A 19,038-nucleotide genomic window follows, 5' to 3' on the forward strand; every position below is an offset into this window, starting at 1 on the left:
GTCTCAGTGGGGTCGCATTATAGGGAGATCCAAAAACAGATCAAGCATTTTTTTCGATCTTTATAAAAAAAAGGACTGTTTGAACACTTTTAAAACAAAGTGCGGTATTTTGCTACAAAAAAAGGCTCTAACGAGCCTTTTTCACCTAACTAAAAATTTCCATCCTGCTTTTGCTTGTTGTTTAGACTCAAGCTGAAGCTCACTTGCCATTAATGGATGTGCATTTAGCCAGTCACCTTCTAATGAAAGTACTAACACTTCATTATTAACAGATAACTGTAATTTTGGTAATACATCATCTTGACGGCGCATTGATAAAATCACAGAGATCCTGATCAACCTTGTTAAATACTGTGCGAGCTTTTGATGACAACCTAAATGTTGAAACATACCTTTTTGCAAATCAGCGCGATGGGCATTTGCTGCAGCAACAATTAATTTATGCTCTGATTGTGAAAAACCCGGCATATCGGTGTTTTCTAAAATATAAGCGGTATGGTTTTGGTACTGCTTATATTCAATGAGTAAGCCTATCTCATGTAAATGAGCAATCGCTTTCAATAATGCAAAACCGTTTGGCGCTAGCTCAGGCCATGGCTGACTCACTTGAAGTGCTAACTGATAACTTAACTCAGCAACACGATTCGCTTGTTTTTGATCCACATGATAACGACTCATAAATGCATCGATTGTGCGCTTACGAATATCGTGGTTATGGAACTCAGGGATCATGCTATATAAAACACCTTCTCGCAGTGCTCCACCAGCTAGACCCATTTTTTCAATTTCAAGTGATTCAAATAATGCTATTAAAATTGCAAGCCCTGAAACAAAAACTAATCTTCTCTCTTCACTTAATCCTGGTAAGTCCAACTCAGCAATCGTGCTAAAGGAAGTTGATTGATTTTTTATTTCAAGTAACTTATCAAGACTTAGTGTTTCATCTAGTGATTGCGCAACCATAATTTCTTGGATTGCTTGAACAGTACCTGACGCACCAGAAGCTACTTCCCAACCAGCTATTTTATAACTTGGGGCTATTTCATCAATTACGACTCTGGCAGCTTTTATCGCTGCATCAAAGTTGGTCTCGCTTAATTTGCCATCTTTGAAATAACGCTCGAGATAAGTTACGCAACCCATATTAAGGCTTTTATAGTGAAGGGCATCAAACCCTTTTCCTATTACAACTTCAGTACTTGCACCTCCTATATCAATAACTAATTGGCGGCCACTACAAGACGAAGTGTGTGCTACCCCTTTATATATAGTACGCGCTTCGAGCTCACCACTGATAACATTTACCTTGTGAGCAAGAATTTGTTCTGCTTTTTGTTTAAATACATCAGCATTGGTTGCCAATCTTAATGTAGCGGTTGCCACAATGGTAATATTGGCTTTAGGAATATCTTGTAAGCGTTCAGCAAAAAGTGCTAGGCACTCCCATCCTCTTTGCATTGCTTCAGCACTTAATTCGTTATTTTCATCAAGCCCTGCTGCTAATCTTACTTTGCGTTTAACGCGGCCTATGGTTTGTAAGCCGCCAGCAATTGATTTGGCAATTAACATATGAAAGCTATTTGAGCCCAAATCAATTACTGCATAAACATTTTTTTGCGGTTTAAGTTGCCCCACCGTTCAAAAACCTCTAGTTACTAATACGACTATACAACAGTCGTAAATTACGACCGTGCTTTTTGGTAGCTATTGTTTGGTCTACGTCCGTTGTTATTACTACGATTACGAGGGCCTGTCGAATAGTTGCGCTTTCTATGAATAGTAGGCTTAGTTACATCATCAAGCAATGCACTTTTATCATAATGTGATAAAGGTATGCTGTGTTCGATGTATTCTTCTATTTCATGAAGATTATAAGCATATTGCTCACAGGCAAAGCTTATTGCATGACCTGAAGCACCTGCACGGCCTGTTCGACCAATACGATGAACGTAGTCTTCACAATCATCTGGTAAATCAAAATTAAATACATGACTTACTTCAGGGATATGTAAACCACGAGCGGCAACATCTGTCGCAACTAAGAAGTCTAAATCACCTTTAGTAAATTGCGCTAGAATTGATTGACGTTTTTTCTGATTTACATCACCGGTTAGCATACCAACTCGATGACCATCGGCTTTTAACCATGCATAAACTGTTTCACAACTATGTTTAGTATTCGCAAAAACAATGGCTTTATCTGGCCACTCTTCTTCAATTAAAGTCAGTAAAAGTTTAATTTTATCATCTTGTGACGGATGAAAAAGCTCTTCTTGAATGCGTTTGCCAGTTTTTACATCTGGCTCAACTTGAACGTGCTCTGGATTAGTCATATGTTCGAAGGCTAATTCTTGCACTCGGTACGATAGTGTTGCAGAGAAAAGCAAGTTGAGGCGCTCAGAAGTATCAGGCATACGACGGAACATATAACGAATATCTTTTATAAAACCTAGATCAAACATACGATCGGCTTCATCAAGCACTACAACTTCAATTTCATTGAGGGTATAACAACCTTGCTTATACAAATCGATAAGGCGACCTGTAGTACCAATTAAAATATCTACGCCTTTTTCTAGTTGCGCACGTTGTTTTTCGTAATCTTCGCCACCATATACTAAACCTAAGTTAAGATTACAGTGTGGCGCTAAAATTTTGGCATCTTTGTGGATCTGAATCGCAAGCTCCCGAGTTGGGGCCATGATCAGGGCTCTTGGATGTTTACTAGGTGCTTTGCTAGATTGTAATAACCGATGGCATGTGGCAGTTAAAAACGCCAACGTTTTACCTGTACCTGTTTGTGCTTGACCCGCAATATCGCGGCCATCACAAATAAAAGGTAGGCATTTAGCTTGAATGGGAGTGCAGTATTCAAACCCATTTTCGGTTAAACCGGTAACCACTTCCGGTGCGATAGCAAAGTCTGAAAACTTTTTATCGGTCAAATGTGTCTTAGTCATAGCGTTTAAGCATAACGTTTAAACTTGCAATAAGAAACAAGAGTGTTTAAATACGCATTAAATAATTCGCCTAACTTATCGGAGAGCGCAATGAGCGAGAAAATTATTCAATTAACTGACGATGGCTTTGAAGCTGACGTATTACAATCAGACAAGCCTGTACTAGTTGATTTTTGGGCAGAATGGTGCGGACCTTGTAAAATGATCGCCCCTATTCTTAATGAAGTAGCAGATGAGTTTGATGGCCGCGTTGTTATCGGTAAACTAAACATTGACCAAAATGCTGGCACTCCACCAAAGTTTGGTATTCGTGGTATTCCAACGTTACTTCTTTTTAAAGATGGCCAAGTTGCAGCAACTAAAGTTGGTGCACTTTCTAAAACTCAATTAGTTGAATTTTTAGAAAACAATATCTAATACATATTGAAAAAAGGGCATTTTGCCCTTTTTTTACTTTTATTTTGTATAAAGACTGGACGCTGGGCCAGTGAACTGCTAGTTTATAAAGCCAACTAATCCTTAGTTTACCAACAAACCTCTCTCACTAATCAATGTCGATTATATGAGTATGATAACTGTAATAAAGAACCCACCAATATGCATTTACGCGAATTAAAAGACAAGTCGATCAAAGAACTTGTAGACTTAGCTGAGTCCATGGGGCTCGAAAACGTAGCCCGCTTAAGAAAGCAAGATATCATTTTTGCTATCCTTAAGGCCCACGCCAAAAGTGGTGAGAATATTTTTGGCGGCGGTGTATTAGAAATCTTACAGGATGGTTTTGGTTTCTTAAGATCATCAGAAGCCTCTTACTTAGCCGGTCCTGATGACATTTATGTATCACCTAGCCAAATTCGTCGTTTTAGCATGCGTACTGGTGACTCAATAATGGGTCTTATTCGTCCGCCTAAAGACGGTGAACGTTACTTCGCTTTACTTAAAGTAAACGAAGTAAACTTTGATAGACCAGAAAACTCTCGTACTAAAATCCTTTTTGAAAACCTCACCCCACTACATGCTAACGAACGTTTACGTATGGAACGTGGTAACGGTAGCACCGAAGATATTACTGCGCGAGTTCTTGATTTAGCATCTCCTATTGGCCGTGGCCAACGTGGTTTATTAGTAGCACCGCCAAAAGCGGGTAAAACAATGCTACTGCAAAACATTGCTCAATCAATTACCCATAACCACCCTGACGCTACATTGATGGTTTTACTTATCGATGAACGCCCGGAAGAAGTTACTGAGATGCAACGTCTTGTAAAAGGCGAAGTTATTGCATCAACATTTGATGAACCAGCGAGTCGTCACGTTCAGGTAGCTGAAATGGTCATCGAAAAAGCAAAACGTTTAGTTGAACACAAGAAAGATGTAATCATTTTACTCGATTCAATTACTCGTTTAGCCCGTGCTTATAACACTGTTATTCCTTCGTCAGGTAAAGTACTTACCGGTGGTGTTGATGCTAACGCATTGCACAAACCAAAACGTTTCTTTGGTGCTGCACGTAACGTTGAAGAAGGTGGTAGTTTAACCATTATCGCAACTGCACTTATCGATACCGGCTCTAAGATGGATGAAGTTATCTACGAAGAGTTTAAAGGTACTGGTAATATGGAATTACACTTGAATCGCAAGATTGCTGAAAAACGTGTTTTCCCTGCCATTGACTTTAACCGCTCTGGTACTCGTCGCGAAGAACTTCTTACTAAGCCAGTTGAACTACAAAAAATGTGGATTCTGCGTAAAATTGTTCATGAGATGTCTGAAATTGATGCGATGGAATTCCTAATCGATAAGTTATCGATGAGTAAAACCAATGATGAATTTTTTGATTCAATGAAACGTCAATAGATCTTACGATGTTTAAGAAAGCCCGTTTACGCGGGCTTTTTTGTTGCTGATTTTTCTAATTCAATGATTAGTTGAGTTACCAGCACTTCTATTTGCTCAAAAGCTAGCGTACCACCTTTGTGCAACAGTGCTTTATCTAGTTTTAGCGCTTGTTCAGCAACATTATCCACTGCAAAGACTTTCGCAGCACCAAGAATTCGATGGCTATCTTGCTGTAATTCGTTAAAGTCTCGCAGCTGTAAATGTGTTGCAAGTAATTGCGACTCTTGATCAAAACTGGCAATAAAACTGCTACGTAAATCTGCTATACCCACATCTTTAACTACCGAACTAGCGTCATGTCTCTGCTGTAAGTGCTTAGCAATAGTCTGATAAAAAGTACACTTATCTATAGGCTTGCCTAGATAACCGGTAAAACCATGTGCAATATAATTCTCTATTTCATGACTCATAGCATTAGCGGTCAATGCGTAAACAGGATTATTAAAACCGCATTGCTTTAATAATTCTAAAGCACTCAAACCATCCATTATAGGCATTTGTATATCAAGTAATACAATGTCTGGAAACTCACTTAAACACTTCTCTACAGCTTCTTCACCATTACTTGCAGCAATCACATCTAAACCAAGAGATACTAAATAGCGAGTGATTAAACGACGGTTATCTGGATGATCTTCTGCAAGCAATACTTTCCCCTGCAAAGGCCTGGGCTTATTAGCTTGTTGATTACTTTCTTTAAAGTCTTCAGCAGCGTACTGCTTACAAGGTAGGTTAAATGTAAACTCACTGCCTTTGTGTTGTTCACTCAATACGCTTATATAACCGCCCATCATCATTGCTAATTGTTGAGAAAGCGATAGCCCAAGACCTGAACCACCAAAACGTCGGCTAATTGTATTGTCACCTTGTTGAAAACATTCGAAGACCATTTTTAATTGTTCTTCTCTCATGCCAATCCCCGTATCAACAACGGTAAATTGCACGCCATTTTCAGTGTTAACTACCTTAAGAGTTACTTTGCCTTGCTGAGTAAATTTAATTGCATTGGTGAGCAAGTTAATCAGTATTTGTTTTACTCGCATTAAATCAAGCTTAACCCAGTAGCTATCATCCAATTGGTTATCAAACACTAAAAACAAACCTTTTTGCGATGCTTGCGCTTGGCTCATTGTATAAACATCATTAAGCAATTGAATTAAGTCAAACTTTGTTAAGTTCAACTCAAGACGATTCGCTTCAATCTTACTAAGGTCGAGTACATCATTAATGAGGTCTTTTAAGTGATCACTGTGTTTTTTGATCACAAACAACTCGTCTTGTAGCTGCTGTGGCTCATATAAGCCATTAATTAAATCATCTGTTTGACCTAAAATCGCTGTTAAAGGTGTGCGAATTTCATGGCTTATATTAGCAAGAAACTGGCTTTTAACTTCGTTAGCGGCTCTTAATTCTTGGGCGGCAAACTGCAATTCTTGAGTACGTTGTTCAACCTGCTCTGACAACTGTATTTTTGCCCTTTTCTCAATAGCACGACGATAAATTGCGATCCCACAAATTAATATCAGTACCACAACTATTGCCAGTAAAATAGTAAATTGAGAACGTTTGGCTATTTGCAACTGTTGTAAGCTACGCTCTTGTTTTAATTGCTGTATCTCTTGGTTTAGTCGATTAGCTTCAGACTGTGATTGAAATACATTTAATGCTTTTACAATTTCTTCGCTAGTCATACTTCTTTGATAATCAATAAACTGCTGATGTAAGTCTATTGCTTTTTTAAAATCCCCAAAGCCAGCACTTAGTAATGCTTCGATCCCTAAACCATCTTTTACTCGCATTTCACTTTTGTATTCTTTTGCTAAAGTAATAGACTGCTCTAGATTTTTTTTGGCTTCTACTAAGTTTCCTTGCACTAGCTGTATCTTAGCAAGTACATGTAAAGCCGCGAGTAACAGTGATTTATTATCAGCTTCGATTGCAAAGCGCTGAGCTGACATTGCATGATAAAGTGCCGTATCTAACTCATCTATTTTAAGATTTAAATTCGCTAAATTGTTATGTCGGCTAGATAGCTGATAGGCATCATTAACACTTTCATAATAGCGTAAAGCAAGTTGATAATAATGTAATGCAAGTTGATTACGCCCTGATTCATCATAAGCAACTCCCATATTGCCATAGGCTTGCGCAATACCATCTTTATCATCCAGCTGCTGAAAGACTTCTAAAACTTCTCGGTAAATTTCAAGAGCCGAATCATAACGTGCAAGCGGAATATACACTCCAGCAATATTGTGCAGTATATCGGCTTTATCTTGGGCACTCCCCTCTGTTTCATAAATTTCTTTTGCTTTTTGATAATACTCTAGTGCAAGTTCCATGTTATACATATCAAAATACGCAAGCCCTATATTACTCAATAAGTTTGCTTGTTTTATACGGCTATTAAGTTGTGTGACTATATTAAGTGCTCGAGTATACTCAATGACTGCTTGCTGAACTAAGCCCTGATAATAATAAGCCACACCTTGCATTTTTATTGCCCTGAAGTGCTGTTCAGGTTGATTTTTTAAACTGGTGTTTTGTTCAAGTAATTTATAAAAAGAAATGGCTTCTGAGTAATCATTTTCAGAAAAAGCACGTTTCGCCATAGCTGCATAGATTACGATTTTTTGCTGATTTGTGAGTTGTTTAGTACTAAGTAACTTGTTTGCTATTGATTGTTTTTTAGACCAATCATCAGTTTGTTCGAATTGCTCTAACAAAGATATTGGGGGCTGAGCAAAACTACCTTTAGAATAAATACCAAGCACAGCAATAGCAGCAATAAAGAGTAGATGCTTAAACTGACCTAGCATAATTGTGTCCTTGGTTTTAACCGTTAAAACAATAATCGCACCGCTAGAAAGTTGTAAAACATTCCATTGCGCATTTAAATATAATAATGTACTCAAGATACACTATTAACTAGAGTGCAAACAATGCTTAACCCACTGATAGATGAGATTTTTGAACGAATTCTGACAAAGCGGGTTTGGAAGGTTCATACTTTAGCGCTGGAATTAACTAATAACGGCACAATAACGACGCTAGATGAAGACCCTCATCGTGATTTGTTTAAACGTAATTTTTTAATTATGAATGCCCTGTTTCAGTTACAAAAACAATTGGCGCCCGCTCAATATCTACAAATTGCCAGTTTGCATATAGAACTTTTTGAGACACCACAGAGCAATCCCTTAAGCCAAATAGACCCTCTTAGAGATTACTACTTAAACTGGCAAAATTATGATACTTCAATAACAGAAATTGAAGCTTTACTAGATGGGTTTTGGAAAAAATTTAACACGAAAAACGAAAGTAAACAGCAACTTGCTCCCTATAAACGCAATGTTTTACTCAAACAATGGCAGTTAGCAGAAGATGCGACATTAAAAATGATACAGAAACGCTGGCGACAATTAGCATGTCGATATCATCCAGATAAATCAGCAGAAGATGAAGAGAAATTTAAACGTATTAGGGAAGAATACGAGCAGCTTAAAGCCAGCTGCTCAGTCGTTCAAAGTAATTAGCGAGTTAATCGACGGGCACGGATTTTACGCCCTTTAATATTACCTTCAGTTAATTTGCGTAATGCCGGTTTGGCACAATTGCGCTCAACCGCAACAAATGCGACGTTATCAAGTACATTGATTTTACCAACTTGACGCCCGGCAACACCCTCTTTGCCCGTTAGTGCGCCTAAAATGTCTCCGGCACGCACCTTTTGCTTTTTACCTGCATCAATCATTAATGTAGCCATTTGCGGCTTATATGGTGGCTTTTCTAATAAGCTAAACGGTGGTAACTGCTCAGGTAAAAAATCACACTCGTAATGATCGCCAATTTGCGCGACCTTAAACTGCTCAGCATCGCCGTAAATTGAACATGCAATACCTTTTTTACCCGCACGGCCAGTACGACCAATACGGTGAACGTGCGTTTGTGGGTCATGTGCTAAGTGATAGTTAATAACCATATCCATATCATCAATATCTAAACCACGAGCAGCCACATCGGTAGCGACCAAAATAGAGGCGCTTTTATTAGCAAAGTGGATAAGTGTTCGCTCGCGTTCTCGCTGCTCTAAATCACCATGTAATGCCACTGCACTAAAGCCTTCTGCAGCTAAATCATCACATACTTGTTGTGTTTCTACTTTGGTATTACAAAACACTACACAGCTGGTTGGCTGGAACTTCAACAGTAATAACTTTAACGTATTAAAACGTTGCTTGTTATTATCCATCTTATAAAAATACTGTTTAATAGTACTTTTTTCTTGTTCTTCTTCCACTTTGACCATAACAGGATTAGTCAAAACACGTTTAGCAACCGCTTCTATCGCACGTGGAAAAGTTGCACTAAATAGTAATGTTTGGCGCTGTTGTGGAATGCAATCAATAATGGCATCTAGGGTATCTTGAAAGCCCATATCAAGCATTTGATCAGCCTCATCAAGAACTAGCGTTTCAACATCATCTAACCGTAAAGTCCCCTTACGAATATGATCATCAACACGCCCTGGTGTGCCAACGATAATGTGCGCACCATGTTCAAGCGATCCTATTTGGGGGCCGATTGAAACACCACCACACAAAGTCAATATTTTAATATTGTGTATGCCGCGAGCAAGTTTACGCATTTCCACGGCAACTTGTTCGGCCAACTCTCTCGTTGGACACAACACTAAAGACTGAATACGAAAACGCTTAGCATTAAGTTTCGATAATACACCTAAACTAAACGCAGCCGTTTTACCTGAGCCTGTTTTAGCTTGTGCAATGATATCTTTCCCTTCAAGCACAGGCGGAAGACTCTGCGCCTGCACAGCCGTCATTTGGCTATAGCCTAGAGTAGATAAATTATCGACCAAACCAGAAGGTAAAGCGAGAGAAGAAAATGCAGTTGCAGTCACAATTATTTCCAAACAAAAAAGTTAACTAACAAGGATAAAAATTTACCTTGTGATTATTGCGCTAATAATAGCAGAAATAGCTAATATCGACCATTAACAACGTTTGTTATAAATTATTCAATAAAGCTATTGTAAATAAAATTTGTTTTCATTAAGATCCGTATCGTTTTTACACAACTCAGCCGGAAGCATTGAATGAAATTAAGTCCACTTTATCTTGCCCTTATCACAACTGCAGGCATTGCAAACGCCGCAGGAAATAACGAAAATATAGAAAAAATAGAAGTTAAAGGCACTTACTTTAATGACTATAAAGTAGACAATGCAAACGGGGCAATGCGCACATCAGCATCATTGCTTGAAACAGCACAATCTGTCACAGTAATTACAGATACAATTGTAAACGAACAACTTGCCACCACATTAGGTGAAGTATTAACCAACGATGCCAGCTTAACTGCAGGCTCACAGCAACGTAACCGTGAAGTATTTAACCTTCGTGGCTTTGAGCTAAGTTCAGGCACTGGTTATTTACGTGATGGTCACCAACACTGGTCACACTACCAACAACCAATCGAAATACTACAACAAGTAGAAGTTATCAAAGGTCCATCAAGTATTTTATATGGCCAATCAGGCCCTGGTGGTTTAGTTAACATGGTAACTAAAAAGCCAACAGCACAAACATTATTTAATGCCAGCGCTGATGTTGACCAACATGGCTCAACACGCTTCATGGTTGATGCTGGCGGCGCTTTAACTGAAGCTGAAGATTTACGAGCTCGTGGTATATTAGTAAAACAAGACGTTGAATATTGGCGTGAATATCAAAATGACGAAAACCGTGAGCGTGACCGTTTTTTAGGTGCCTTAGTTGTTGATTACGATATTAGCGATAATGCACTTGTTCGTGTTCATTATGACCGTACCGATGACAAAGCAGGCTTAGATACTGGCGCATGGATTGATGACAAAGCTAACGTGATTGGTGATGATAAAACGATTCGCGATATGTCTTGGGCATTTACTGATATTACAGTTGAAAACCTAGGTATTGATTTTAATATATTTTTATCTGATAACTGGCAGGTAAACCTAGGTTATAACGAGCAAACTTTTGAACGTCAGCGTTTTGAGTCATCTCCTCGTAAACCAAGTAGCTTTATGGAAGGTGATAGTTATGAGTCACGCCCATACGACCGTTTTGATGATTGGCAATTTACCACCGCGTTTATTGATTTTATTGGTGAATTTGAAACTGCTGGCGTCCAACACCAGCTATTAATTGGTGCAAATTCTCTTGATTACTACTATGGACAATTACGTACCTCTAGTGATTCAGTTTTTTATTCAGCAGGTCAAGCTGAACCGACAAGACCAGATATAAGCTACAAGTCAGATACCACTAAGAGTGAATCTGAATATGATTTTTACGGTGTTTATTTCCAAGACTTAGTCACTTTTTCACCAGAATGGCAACTATCTGTCGGTGGTCGTTTTGATAAGCAAAATAAAGAAGGTGCTGATAACGAATCATTTGTGCCTAAATTTGGTGTTTTATATCATCCAAATGCATCCGCAACTGTATATGGTAGTTATTCTGAAGGTTTTGAACCCCAAAGCAGTGATACGTTAATCAATGAAAGTGATATCAATAATGGTATGAAGTTAGACGCTGTGACTTCTGAGCAAAAAGAAATTGGCATCAAGTGGCAGCTGTTTGATGACCGTTTAATGTTAAGCAGTGCATTATTTGATATTAGCAAAACAGGAACATTAATCACTGAGCAACTAGATAACCCTGTTGGGGATATTGAAACAATCACAACACAAGCTGGTGAGCAACGCCACAAAGGTTTTGAACTTGCTGCACAAGGCGCAGCAACAGACCGTTTATTCGTCATGGCGTCAACCATGTATGTTGATGCAGAGTATATTCAAGGAGGCGCCCGCCCAACAGATGTGCCTAAGTGGTCTGCATCACTATGGACTCGTTATGAACTAAACGATGCATTTGCATTCAATGCCGGCGCATTCTATGAAGGTGAGCGTTTTGCAGACAGCGACAATTTAATTACCAAAGACGCTTATACGCGTGTAGATGTGGGTGCAACTTATAAATTTGTTATGAGTAACACCGATATTAACTTACGCCTTAACGTTGAAAACTTATTTGATACCAACTACCTTGGCGGTGGTGGTACAAACAATGTAACGGTCGGCGAAGGCACTAGCTTGCGCTTAGCTGCACAGTTTAACTTCTAAGGTTAATACACCTTAAAACAAGCCCGCACTTTGCACAAAGTGTGGGCTTTTTACTTTTTATCTCATTGTATTTTTGAATTCAGCTATTTAATGATTAAATACCGCTAACGTTTCTAACAAGCCAAGGTCAATAATGAACAAACTCATCACCGGAATGCTACTTGCCAGTAGCTTTTTAGCCTCTGCCGCAGAGCCTGAATTTACCAGCAAGCAACTGCAACAAGTCGAACAATTAAGACAAAGCGCCAGCAATAGTGATTTAAGCTATCAATTATTAGAGTCACTTACTACAGAAGTAGGCCCACGCTTACCAGGCACTGAAAACGATAAAAAAGCCGTAGCTTGGGCGCAAGCTAAATTTAAAGAACTAGGCTTTGATAAGGTGTGGCTTGAAGAAGCTACGTTTCCTGAATGGCGTCGTTTTAGCGAAAATGGCAAAATCTTAACCCCTAGTGAGCAACCTCTACATTTAACTGCACTGGGCCACAGTGTCAGTACACCTAAAGAGGGCATTACCGGTGAAGTGGTATTATTTGAAACCCTTGATGAACTCATTGCAGCACCTAAAAATAGCCTAAAAGGTAAGATTGCCTACATTAATTACCGTATGAATCGTCATATTGATGGTAACGGCTACGGACCTGCCGTTCGTGCTCGCTCTACAGGCTCTGTAGAAGCCGCTAAAAAAGGCGCGACTGGTTATATGATGCGCTCTGTCAGCACGGCTCATCACCGCTTTGCACATACTGGCGGTAGCCATTACAAAGACGGTGTTACCAAAATTCCAAATGTCACTATCGCTAACCCAGATGCCGATCAAATTGCTCGCCTTATTGCACTTGATAAAAAAGTGACCGTTAATATCAATGTGCAAACAGAAGATCGTGGTCAAGGTAGGGGTTATAACGTAATTGGTCAGTTCAACGGCACACAAAACCCAGAGCAATATGTGTTGATTGGTGGCCATTTAGACTCATGGGATTTGGGCACGGGTGCGCTTGATGATGGTGCAGGAGTTGCATTAACAATGGCGGCAGCCAAACACATTAGCGAAATTAAACGCCCAAAACGCAGTGTTCGCGTGGTGTTGTTTGCCGCCGAAGAACTTGGCTTATGGGGTGCGAAAGCTTACTTTAAGCAACATGCGAAAGAGCTTAATAATATTGTTGCTGCCGCTGAGTCTGATTTTGGTGCTGATGTAGTATATGGGTTTGAGTCAAATGTATCGGCGGAGTCACTGCCTGTAGTACGTGCTATTGCAAAAGAACTCTCAGCGTTAAATGTAGAGTATATTGCAAAGAATGGTGCTCGCGGCGGCCCAGATTTAATCCCTCTTAGAAATACCGAAGGCGCAGCTATTTTTGACCTTCATCAAGACGGTACTGACTACTTTGATTACCATCACACTGCTGATGACACATTAGATAAGGTAGACCCAGAAAAGCTCAAGCAAAATACCGCGGCTTATGCTGTATTTGCATTTATGGCCGCTGATGCCAAAACCACAATTAAACCAAAGCCTGTAAAAAAATAAACTAAGTAAACATACTTTCTTACAGTTTATTGCTTTGCTTTCGCCCTTCTATGTTTTAATTTATTAAAAAAAGCTAGGAGGGCGTTTATGCTACTTTTTAATACCTGTGACTCATTATCGTCATTTAGCCAAACAACAACTTGCCCTCACTGTAAAAGCAAAAATTACCAATTAAAAAATCACAGTCGCTTCTTACGCTTTACCATTATTCCTATTATACCACTAGCGTGGCAATACCAATATCAATGTGATGATTGCCAACATACTGAGGCTGTCTCTTTGCATAAGCTGCCTCTTATTGAGTTATTATCATTAATAAAGTACTTTATTGGTTCATTGCTGTTAATTTGTATGCTGCTTTATTTTTATCAGCAATACCATGCAAAAATTAAATTGCAGCAAAGCATCATTAACAACCCACAAGCCTATGATACATACTTAGTCAAAGCGGATAAATTTGCCCAAGAGCCACTGCGACCTGAAAACCTTAAAGTAGCGCAAGTTTTGGAATTTAATGATAAATTTATCACCTTTCAAATTAGTAACTACCGTTACAAACGCGATCGATCTATCACTATGGCTATGCGAACCAGTTTGTTAGTACAAAGAGATTTCTTTTCAGCTAACACACTGACGTTACCACGCACTGAAGTACAGCGCCTGTATGACGAGGGCACAATTTATGATGTACTGCGTCCCTATGCCTACAGTTTATATGGTGGCTTCGTGATGTTTCCACCTAGACCGAAACCTTTATATGAAGGTGTTAAACTTAACCAAAATAATCAGCAAGGCATCACCTATTATAAAGATAAGCTCTATACAGAGGCGCTCGACAGCTTTTTACTTGCCGCTAAAGAAGGCTCTCAATGGGGACAGTTAAACTTAGCGCAAATGTTTCAAGACGGACAAGGAACCGACAAAGATACGCAGCAAGCGATTTATTGGTACCAAAAAGCAGCAGCTCAAGGCAACCGAAAAGCAAAAATCGAATTAAAAGATTTATGTAGCAGTTATAAATGCAAATAAAGTGGCAAGTGTTTACTCGCCACTTCAGTTTCTAAACTACGTTCACAGTTTTAGATTTTGATTTAAAAAAGCAATTACTTGCTGATAATAGCGAGTACGGTGCTCTTGTTTATAAAAACCATGGCCTTCATCTTCCAATAGCTCATATATATAAGGATGTTTCGCTTTTTTAAGGGCCTCAATAAGTGATTCAGCTTGCTCAATCGGCGCACGCTGATCTTCACCACCATGCACTATCAGAACTGACGCCTTTAACTTATCAATATTATAGCTAGGTGAAAATGCCTTTAATTTCGCTTCATTAGTCCCCAATACTTTTTGTAAATAACGCTGACCACTGTCGCGCCCCGCAACATCCCCCTCTTTGAACATCAAAGGTAAATCGTATACACCTACAACACCAATTGCGCATTGAAACATATCAGGTTCTAGAATCGCACTTTGTAACGCTGAGTAGCCACCAAAGCTTGCGCCCATGATACACATATTATTTTGATCTACTGTGCCTTGCTCAACTAAGTGCTTGACACCATCAATAATATCAAATTGAATTTCAGCTCCCCAGTTTTGATGCCCAGCATGTTCAAAGTTACGGCCAAAACCACCAGATCCTCTAAAGTTAACTTTTAGTACGGCTATACCGCGGTTTGCCAATAACTGTGCATCAGGATCAAATGCCCACCAATCGCGAGGGCCATGAGGCCCACCATGGGGCATAACCACTAAAGGTAAGTTTTCATGTTTAACATTATTTGGTAGTGTTAGATACCCATAGATGGTTAATCCATCTCGAGCCGTATAATTGATTGGTTTGGTCGCTGCCATTTGCTCAGGCTTCAACCAACCACGAGTAGAAAATAAAAAACGTAGTTTATTCTCTCCAGCGTCGTATAAATAGTATTGCCCAGGGTTGCGATCACTTGATGCAAAAATAATACTCGTGTCACCATCTCGAGTAGTGCTGACCAATTGCGCCTGATTACCTTCGAGAGAATGCAGTAACGACTTTAAACGCATGCTTTTATCTGACTGACTATCTACAAACGTATAAGTAGGATAACCAAGTTCAGTTTCTATCGCAAACAACTCTTTTGATACTTCATCAATCCAAATTTTCTTTGGTGAAACATTTTTTTCTTTATGTACTAGGGTTGCAGACTTTGTTTTTAAATTCAGTTTATAAAGTCCTTTAGGCTCTCCCTCTAGTGAAGCTGTAACATATATATTGTCGCCAGATTCATCAAAGGCATGCAAGCTAACATCGCTATAATTGACTGTACCTAAATCAAGTAATTGCCAGTCCCCTCCTGATTTTTCTCGCGTATAAATTGTTGGGTTTATATAGTCATCACTGGATACTGCAACCCGCACATTACCCTCATGATCGGTAAGAAACTGAGCCATACGTGATGGAGAGATCGTTACCTTTCTTCGTTTGCCAGAGAAAATATCAACATCATAAACGATAGTATGTGGCTCACTCCCACCATTCCAAGGATAGGTAACAATGAGCATTTTTCTATCATCATTTACCAAAGGGTCTAATACATAAGAAGTACCTTTTAAAGGTGTTGCTTTTTTAATTCGGCTACCGGTTTGCATTTCACCTTGATAGCCAACTAGGTATTTTCCGCGGCTTCCGTCAGCATTAACTCCAAATAGTTCACCATGATATTGAGGATGATCTTGCCAGCCCCTTAGGTATTCTTTGCTAAGTACAACACGTTCATCACTCACCCATGAGTAACTACCTACTTGTGCATTACTATCAAACTTAGCTGCATGCTGAATTTTAAATGTTTTAGCATCTAAAATAACCAATACGCTTTTGCCTTCAGGTTTAGTGATCACAGACAGATATTTACCAGTTGGCGATAACTTAACTTGACTATAATCTGTGCTTTTACTAAAAGACTCAATAGGTAAGATTGTTTGCGCTGCAGCTGTGTAAGCACTTGTAATAGTTAAAAAGAACAAACACATAATTAAATTTTTTTTCATTTAAACATCCATTTTGTTAGTATCAGCCCTATCCTAGTTATTTCAGGTAAAAATGTAAATTAATAGTAAAAAAATATTCATTAAAACTCATTTACACAGTAAAATTACTTCACTGCCTTTTTAGCCATAACAGCTACTGCTGCATGATGAATTAACACCACAATCGCACCCGCTAGCACACCAAATACTCCATCGAATACTAAAGGGGCAATAACCTCACCTATTGAGCCTAGATTTAACAAAGCAAATTCTGTTACTGCCACTCGCCAATGATGGAACAAGCTTACGCCATGGACGAGAATGCTACCGCCGACTAAAAACATAGCCACAGTGCCTGCAAGCGCTAAAAAAGCCATCAGCCTAGGAGCCATAGCCAGTAGCCCTTGGCCAATTAGTTGTTTAAATTTACTGCCAGAGACTTTTGACTGATTCAATAAATATAAACCGGCATCATCAAGTTTCACTATACCGGCAACCAAGCCATAGACTCCGATAGTCATAATAATCGCTATAACACTTAAAACTAATGCTTGATTAAGTAACGTCGCACCAGCAACCGTGCCTAAAGTAATCACGATTATTTCAGCTGACAAAATGAAGTCAGTGCGTATAGCCCCTTTCACTTTTTGCTTTTCATACTCGACTAAATCTACGGGAGCCAGATCTTGTTGAATCACGTTTGAGCTAGGTAGCATTTTTTCTACTAACTTTTCTGCACCTTCAAAGCATAAGAATAATCCACCCAACATTAATAGAGGCGTTATTAACCATGGGAGCCAAACACTAATCAGTAAAGCTGCCGGAACCAATATCGCTTTATTTAAAAATGAGCCTTTTGCAACAGCCCACACCACAGGTAACTCACGCTCAGCACTAACACCCGTAACTTGTTGCGCATTAAGCGCTAGATCATCCCCTAATACACCGGCTGTTTTTTTGGTTGCCACTTTACTCATGGTTGCTATATCGTCTAGTAACGTTGTTATGTCGTCCAGTAACGTTAAAAGGTTAGTTCCTGCCATTTTCATTCCTCTAGCGGCAAAATAATTAAGCCTCAACATAGCCTAAACTGTTACTTTCACCAACGGTTAATTTTCGTTTGTTATCCTAACTATAAAATGAAATCAACCAAGGGCTGTTTTATGTATAAAACAATTTTCTTAACAACCAGCTTACTAGCATTAACTGCCTGCTCTGAACAAGCACAAAGCGATGTTTACTCTTGCGATAATAAACTAACAGCAACAATAACAAGTGAAGATGATGAAAATGCTAAGCTTTTATACAATCAACAACAATACCAATTAGTTAGACAACAAAGTGCCTCAGGTGTTAAATACACTAATGATGACATACTATTTTGGACTAAAGGCAATGAAGCCATGCTAATCATCGATGGCAACAAGCACCACTGTAATATGCAGTGAATAAAGCGCTTTCTCGCATAGCTTCGGGTGATTTATCCAAGCGTACACAGCCACGAAGCGATGATGAGTTTGGCGTATTATTAACAAATATAAATCACTTGATTGATGATTTAAGCAAATTACTAGTCGATATAAGTGATAACGCCCACACCTTAGATCAATCCGCGATTCAAACATCTGAACAAGGGCAACGTATGACCGTGGCTGCTGCGCAGCAACTTGAGCGTATTGCTGAGGCGACTTCACTTGCGCAGAATATGCTAAACAATTCGCAAACGGTTTATCAACAAGCAGATAGTACATCAAGTGAAATAGCTAATGCCTCGCAGTTTGCCAACGATGTAAATCAAATTGCAGATAGAAACAGCCAACGTATTAAAGCTCTGCTAACACGCTTAGAGCAAGCTGTACAAAGTACTGAAGAACTAGCGCAACACACTCAGCTCATTGGTGCCATTGTTGATACTATTAGCAGTATTGCAGAGCAAACTAATTTACTCGCACTCAATGCAGCAATTGAAGCTGCAAGAGCAGGTGAAAATGGCAGAGGCTTCGCCGTGGTTGCCGATGAAGTACGCTCGTTGGCAGCACGAACGCAAAGCTCCACCAACGAGATCCACACAATGATCCAAACTCTGCAACAACAAGCCCAAGCTGCGCAGCAAGAAATTAACGACGGCCAACAACAAGCCGCTGATTGCGTGGCAAATAGCAGTGAGCTAAACCAAGCAGTCGATAAAATAAAAAGCACTTTAGTCACCATAAACCAAATGAGTCAACAAATTGCCGATTCATCGCATCATCAGCTCGATAACAGTAATGAAATTAAACAAATAATGGCGACCGTAACCGAACAAGCACATAGCAATGCTGAGCATGCAGGAATGCTTGCTACGCAAAGTGAGGATGTAAATCAACTTGCACATTCACTGGCCAGTGCCGTTGAACGCTTTAAATTCTAACTATGTACTTTAGGTGACTTGCTCACTCTGAACTGGGTAT

At 39.3% G+C, this 19,038-nt stretch carries 13 protein-coding genes and 1 pseudogene; 8 read left to right on the plus strand and 6 right to left on the minus strand.

Going from position 1 to position 19,038, the window contains the following annotated elements; translation table 11 throughout:
- Positions 1-141: 141 nt before the first annotated feature.
- The gene (gene gppA, locus B5G52_RS02865) at positions 142-1,635 is read right to left on the minus strand and encodes a guanosine-5'-triphosphate,3'-diphosphate diphosphatase (protein ID WP_087531195.1); all 1,494 of its coding nucleotides are present in this window, start codon (positions 1,633-1,635) and stop codon (positions 142-144) included.
- A 47-nt stretch (positions 1,636-1,682) separates the two neighbouring features.
- The gene (gene rhlB, locus B5G52_RS02870) at positions 1,683-2,960 is read right to left on the minus strand and encodes an ATP-dependent RNA helicase RhlB (protein WP_087531196.1); all 1,278 of its coding nucleotides are present in this window, start codon (positions 2,958-2,960) and stop codon (positions 1,683-1,685) included.
- 90 nt (positions 2,961-3,050) lie between these two features.
- Here rhlB and trxA point away from each other — a divergent pair, with 90 nt between their 5' ends.
- Both trxA and rho read left to right on the plus strand, forming a co-directional pair.
- The gene (gene trxA, locus B5G52_RS02875) at positions 3,051-3,377 is read left to right on the plus strand and encodes a thioredoxin TrxA (protein WP_058561197.1); all 327 of its coding nucleotides are present in this window, start codon (positions 3,051-3,053) and stop codon (positions 3,375-3,377) included.
- A 180-nt stretch (positions 3,378-3,557) separates the two neighbouring features.
- Positions 3,558-4,817 (plus strand): transcription termination factor Rho, encoded by a 1,260-nt coding sequence (rho, locus tag B5G52_RS02880; RefSeq protein ID WP_087531197.1) that lies wholly within the window; start codon positions 3,558-3,560, stop codon positions 4,815-4,817.
- Between the two features lie 26 nt (positions 4,818-4,843).
- Here rho and B5G52_RS02885 read toward each other — a convergent pair whose 3' ends face one another.
- Complete coding sequence (locus B5G52_RS02885; RefSeq protein ID WP_087531399.1) at positions 4,844-7,678, minus strand: ATP-binding protein; 2,835 nt, start codon at positions 7,676-7,678, stop codon at positions 4,844-4,846.
- A 123-nt stretch (positions 7,679-7,801) separates the two neighbouring features.
- Between B5G52_RS02885 and B5G52_RS02890 the strand changes: the two genes are divergently transcribed.
- Complete coding sequence (locus tag B5G52_RS02890; RefSeq protein ID WP_087531198.1) at positions 7,802-8,395, plus strand: DNA-J related domain-containing protein; 594 nt, start codon at positions 7,802-7,804, stop codon at positions 8,393-8,395.
- Here B5G52_RS02890 and dbpA read toward each other — a convergent pair.
- Positions 8,392-9,780 (minus strand): ATP-dependent RNA helicase DbpA, encoded by a 1,389-nt coding sequence (gene dbpA / locus B5G52_RS02895; RefSeq protein WP_087531199.1) that lies wholly within the window; start codon positions 9,778-9,780, stop codon positions 8,392-8,394. The two genes, B5G52_RS02890 and dbpA, sit on opposite strands and share 4 nt — an antisense overlap.
- Before the next feature lie 195 nt (positions 9,781-9,975).
- On the opposite strand from dbpA, the gene B5G52_RS02900 reads away from it, so the two are divergent.
- From B5G52_RS02900 to B5G52_RS02910, 3 genes are all read left to right on the plus strand, one after another.
- A complete protein-coding gene (locus tag B5G52_RS02900; RefSeq protein ID WP_087531200.1) occupies positions 9,976-12,045 on the plus strand; it encodes a TonB-dependent siderophore receptor in 2,070 nt (689 codons plus the stop codon).
- A 133-nt stretch (positions 12,046-12,178) separates the two neighbouring features.
- Positions 12,179-13,579 carry a M20/M25/M40 family metallo-hydrolase gene (locus B5G52_RS02905; protein WP_087531201.1) on the plus strand — a complete coding sequence of 467 codons (1,401 nt, stop codon included), beginning with the start codon at positions 12,179-12,181 and terminating at the stop codon, positions 13,577-13,579.
- A gap of 87 nt (positions 13,580-13,666) precedes the next feature.
- On the plus strand, positions 13,667-14,608 hold the full coding sequence (locus B5G52_RS02910) for a tetratricopeptide repeat protein (protein WP_087531202.1): 942 nt from the start codon (positions 13,667-13,669) through the stop codon (positions 14,606-14,608).
- A 42-nt stretch (positions 14,609-14,650) separates the two neighbouring features.
- Here B5G52_RS02910 and B5G52_RS02915 read toward each other — a convergent pair whose 3' ends face one another.
- Both B5G52_RS02915 and B5G52_RS02920 read right to left on the minus strand, forming a co-directional pair.
- Complete coding sequence (locus B5G52_RS02915; protein ID WP_087531203.1) at positions 14,651-16,609, minus strand: S9 family peptidase; 1,959 nt, start codon at positions 16,607-16,609, stop codon at positions 14,651-14,653.
- A 104-nt stretch (positions 16,610-16,713) separates the two neighbouring features.
- Entirely contained in the window at positions 16,714-17,631 is a 918-nt protein-coding gene (locus B5G52_RS02920) for a DUF808 domain-containing protein (protein ID WP_087531204.1), read from the minus strand.
- A gap of 120 nt (positions 17,632-17,751) precedes the next feature.
- On the opposite strand from B5G52_RS02920, the gene B5G52_RS02925 reads away from it, so the two are divergent.
- Both B5G52_RS02925 and B5G52_RS02930 read left to right on the plus strand, forming a co-directional pair.
- On the plus strand, positions 17,752-18,036 hold the full coding sequence (locus B5G52_RS02925; protein WP_176372488.1) for an MliC family protein: 285 nt from the start codon (positions 17,752-17,754) through the stop codon (positions 18,034-18,036).
- Positions 18,033-18,998: pseudogene (locus B5G52_RS02930) on the plus strand (methyl-accepting chemotaxis protein); the annotation flags it as partial. The gene B5G52_RS02925 and the pseudogene B5G52_RS02930, both read left to right, overlap by 4 nt.
- Between the last annotated feature and the right edge of the window lie 40 nt (positions 18,999-19,038).

It is taken from the genome of Pseudoalteromonas sp. A601 (assembly GCF_002165575.1).
GTDB lineage: Bacteria > Pseudomonadota > Gammaproteobacteria > Enterobacterales > Alteromonadaceae > Pseudoalteromonas.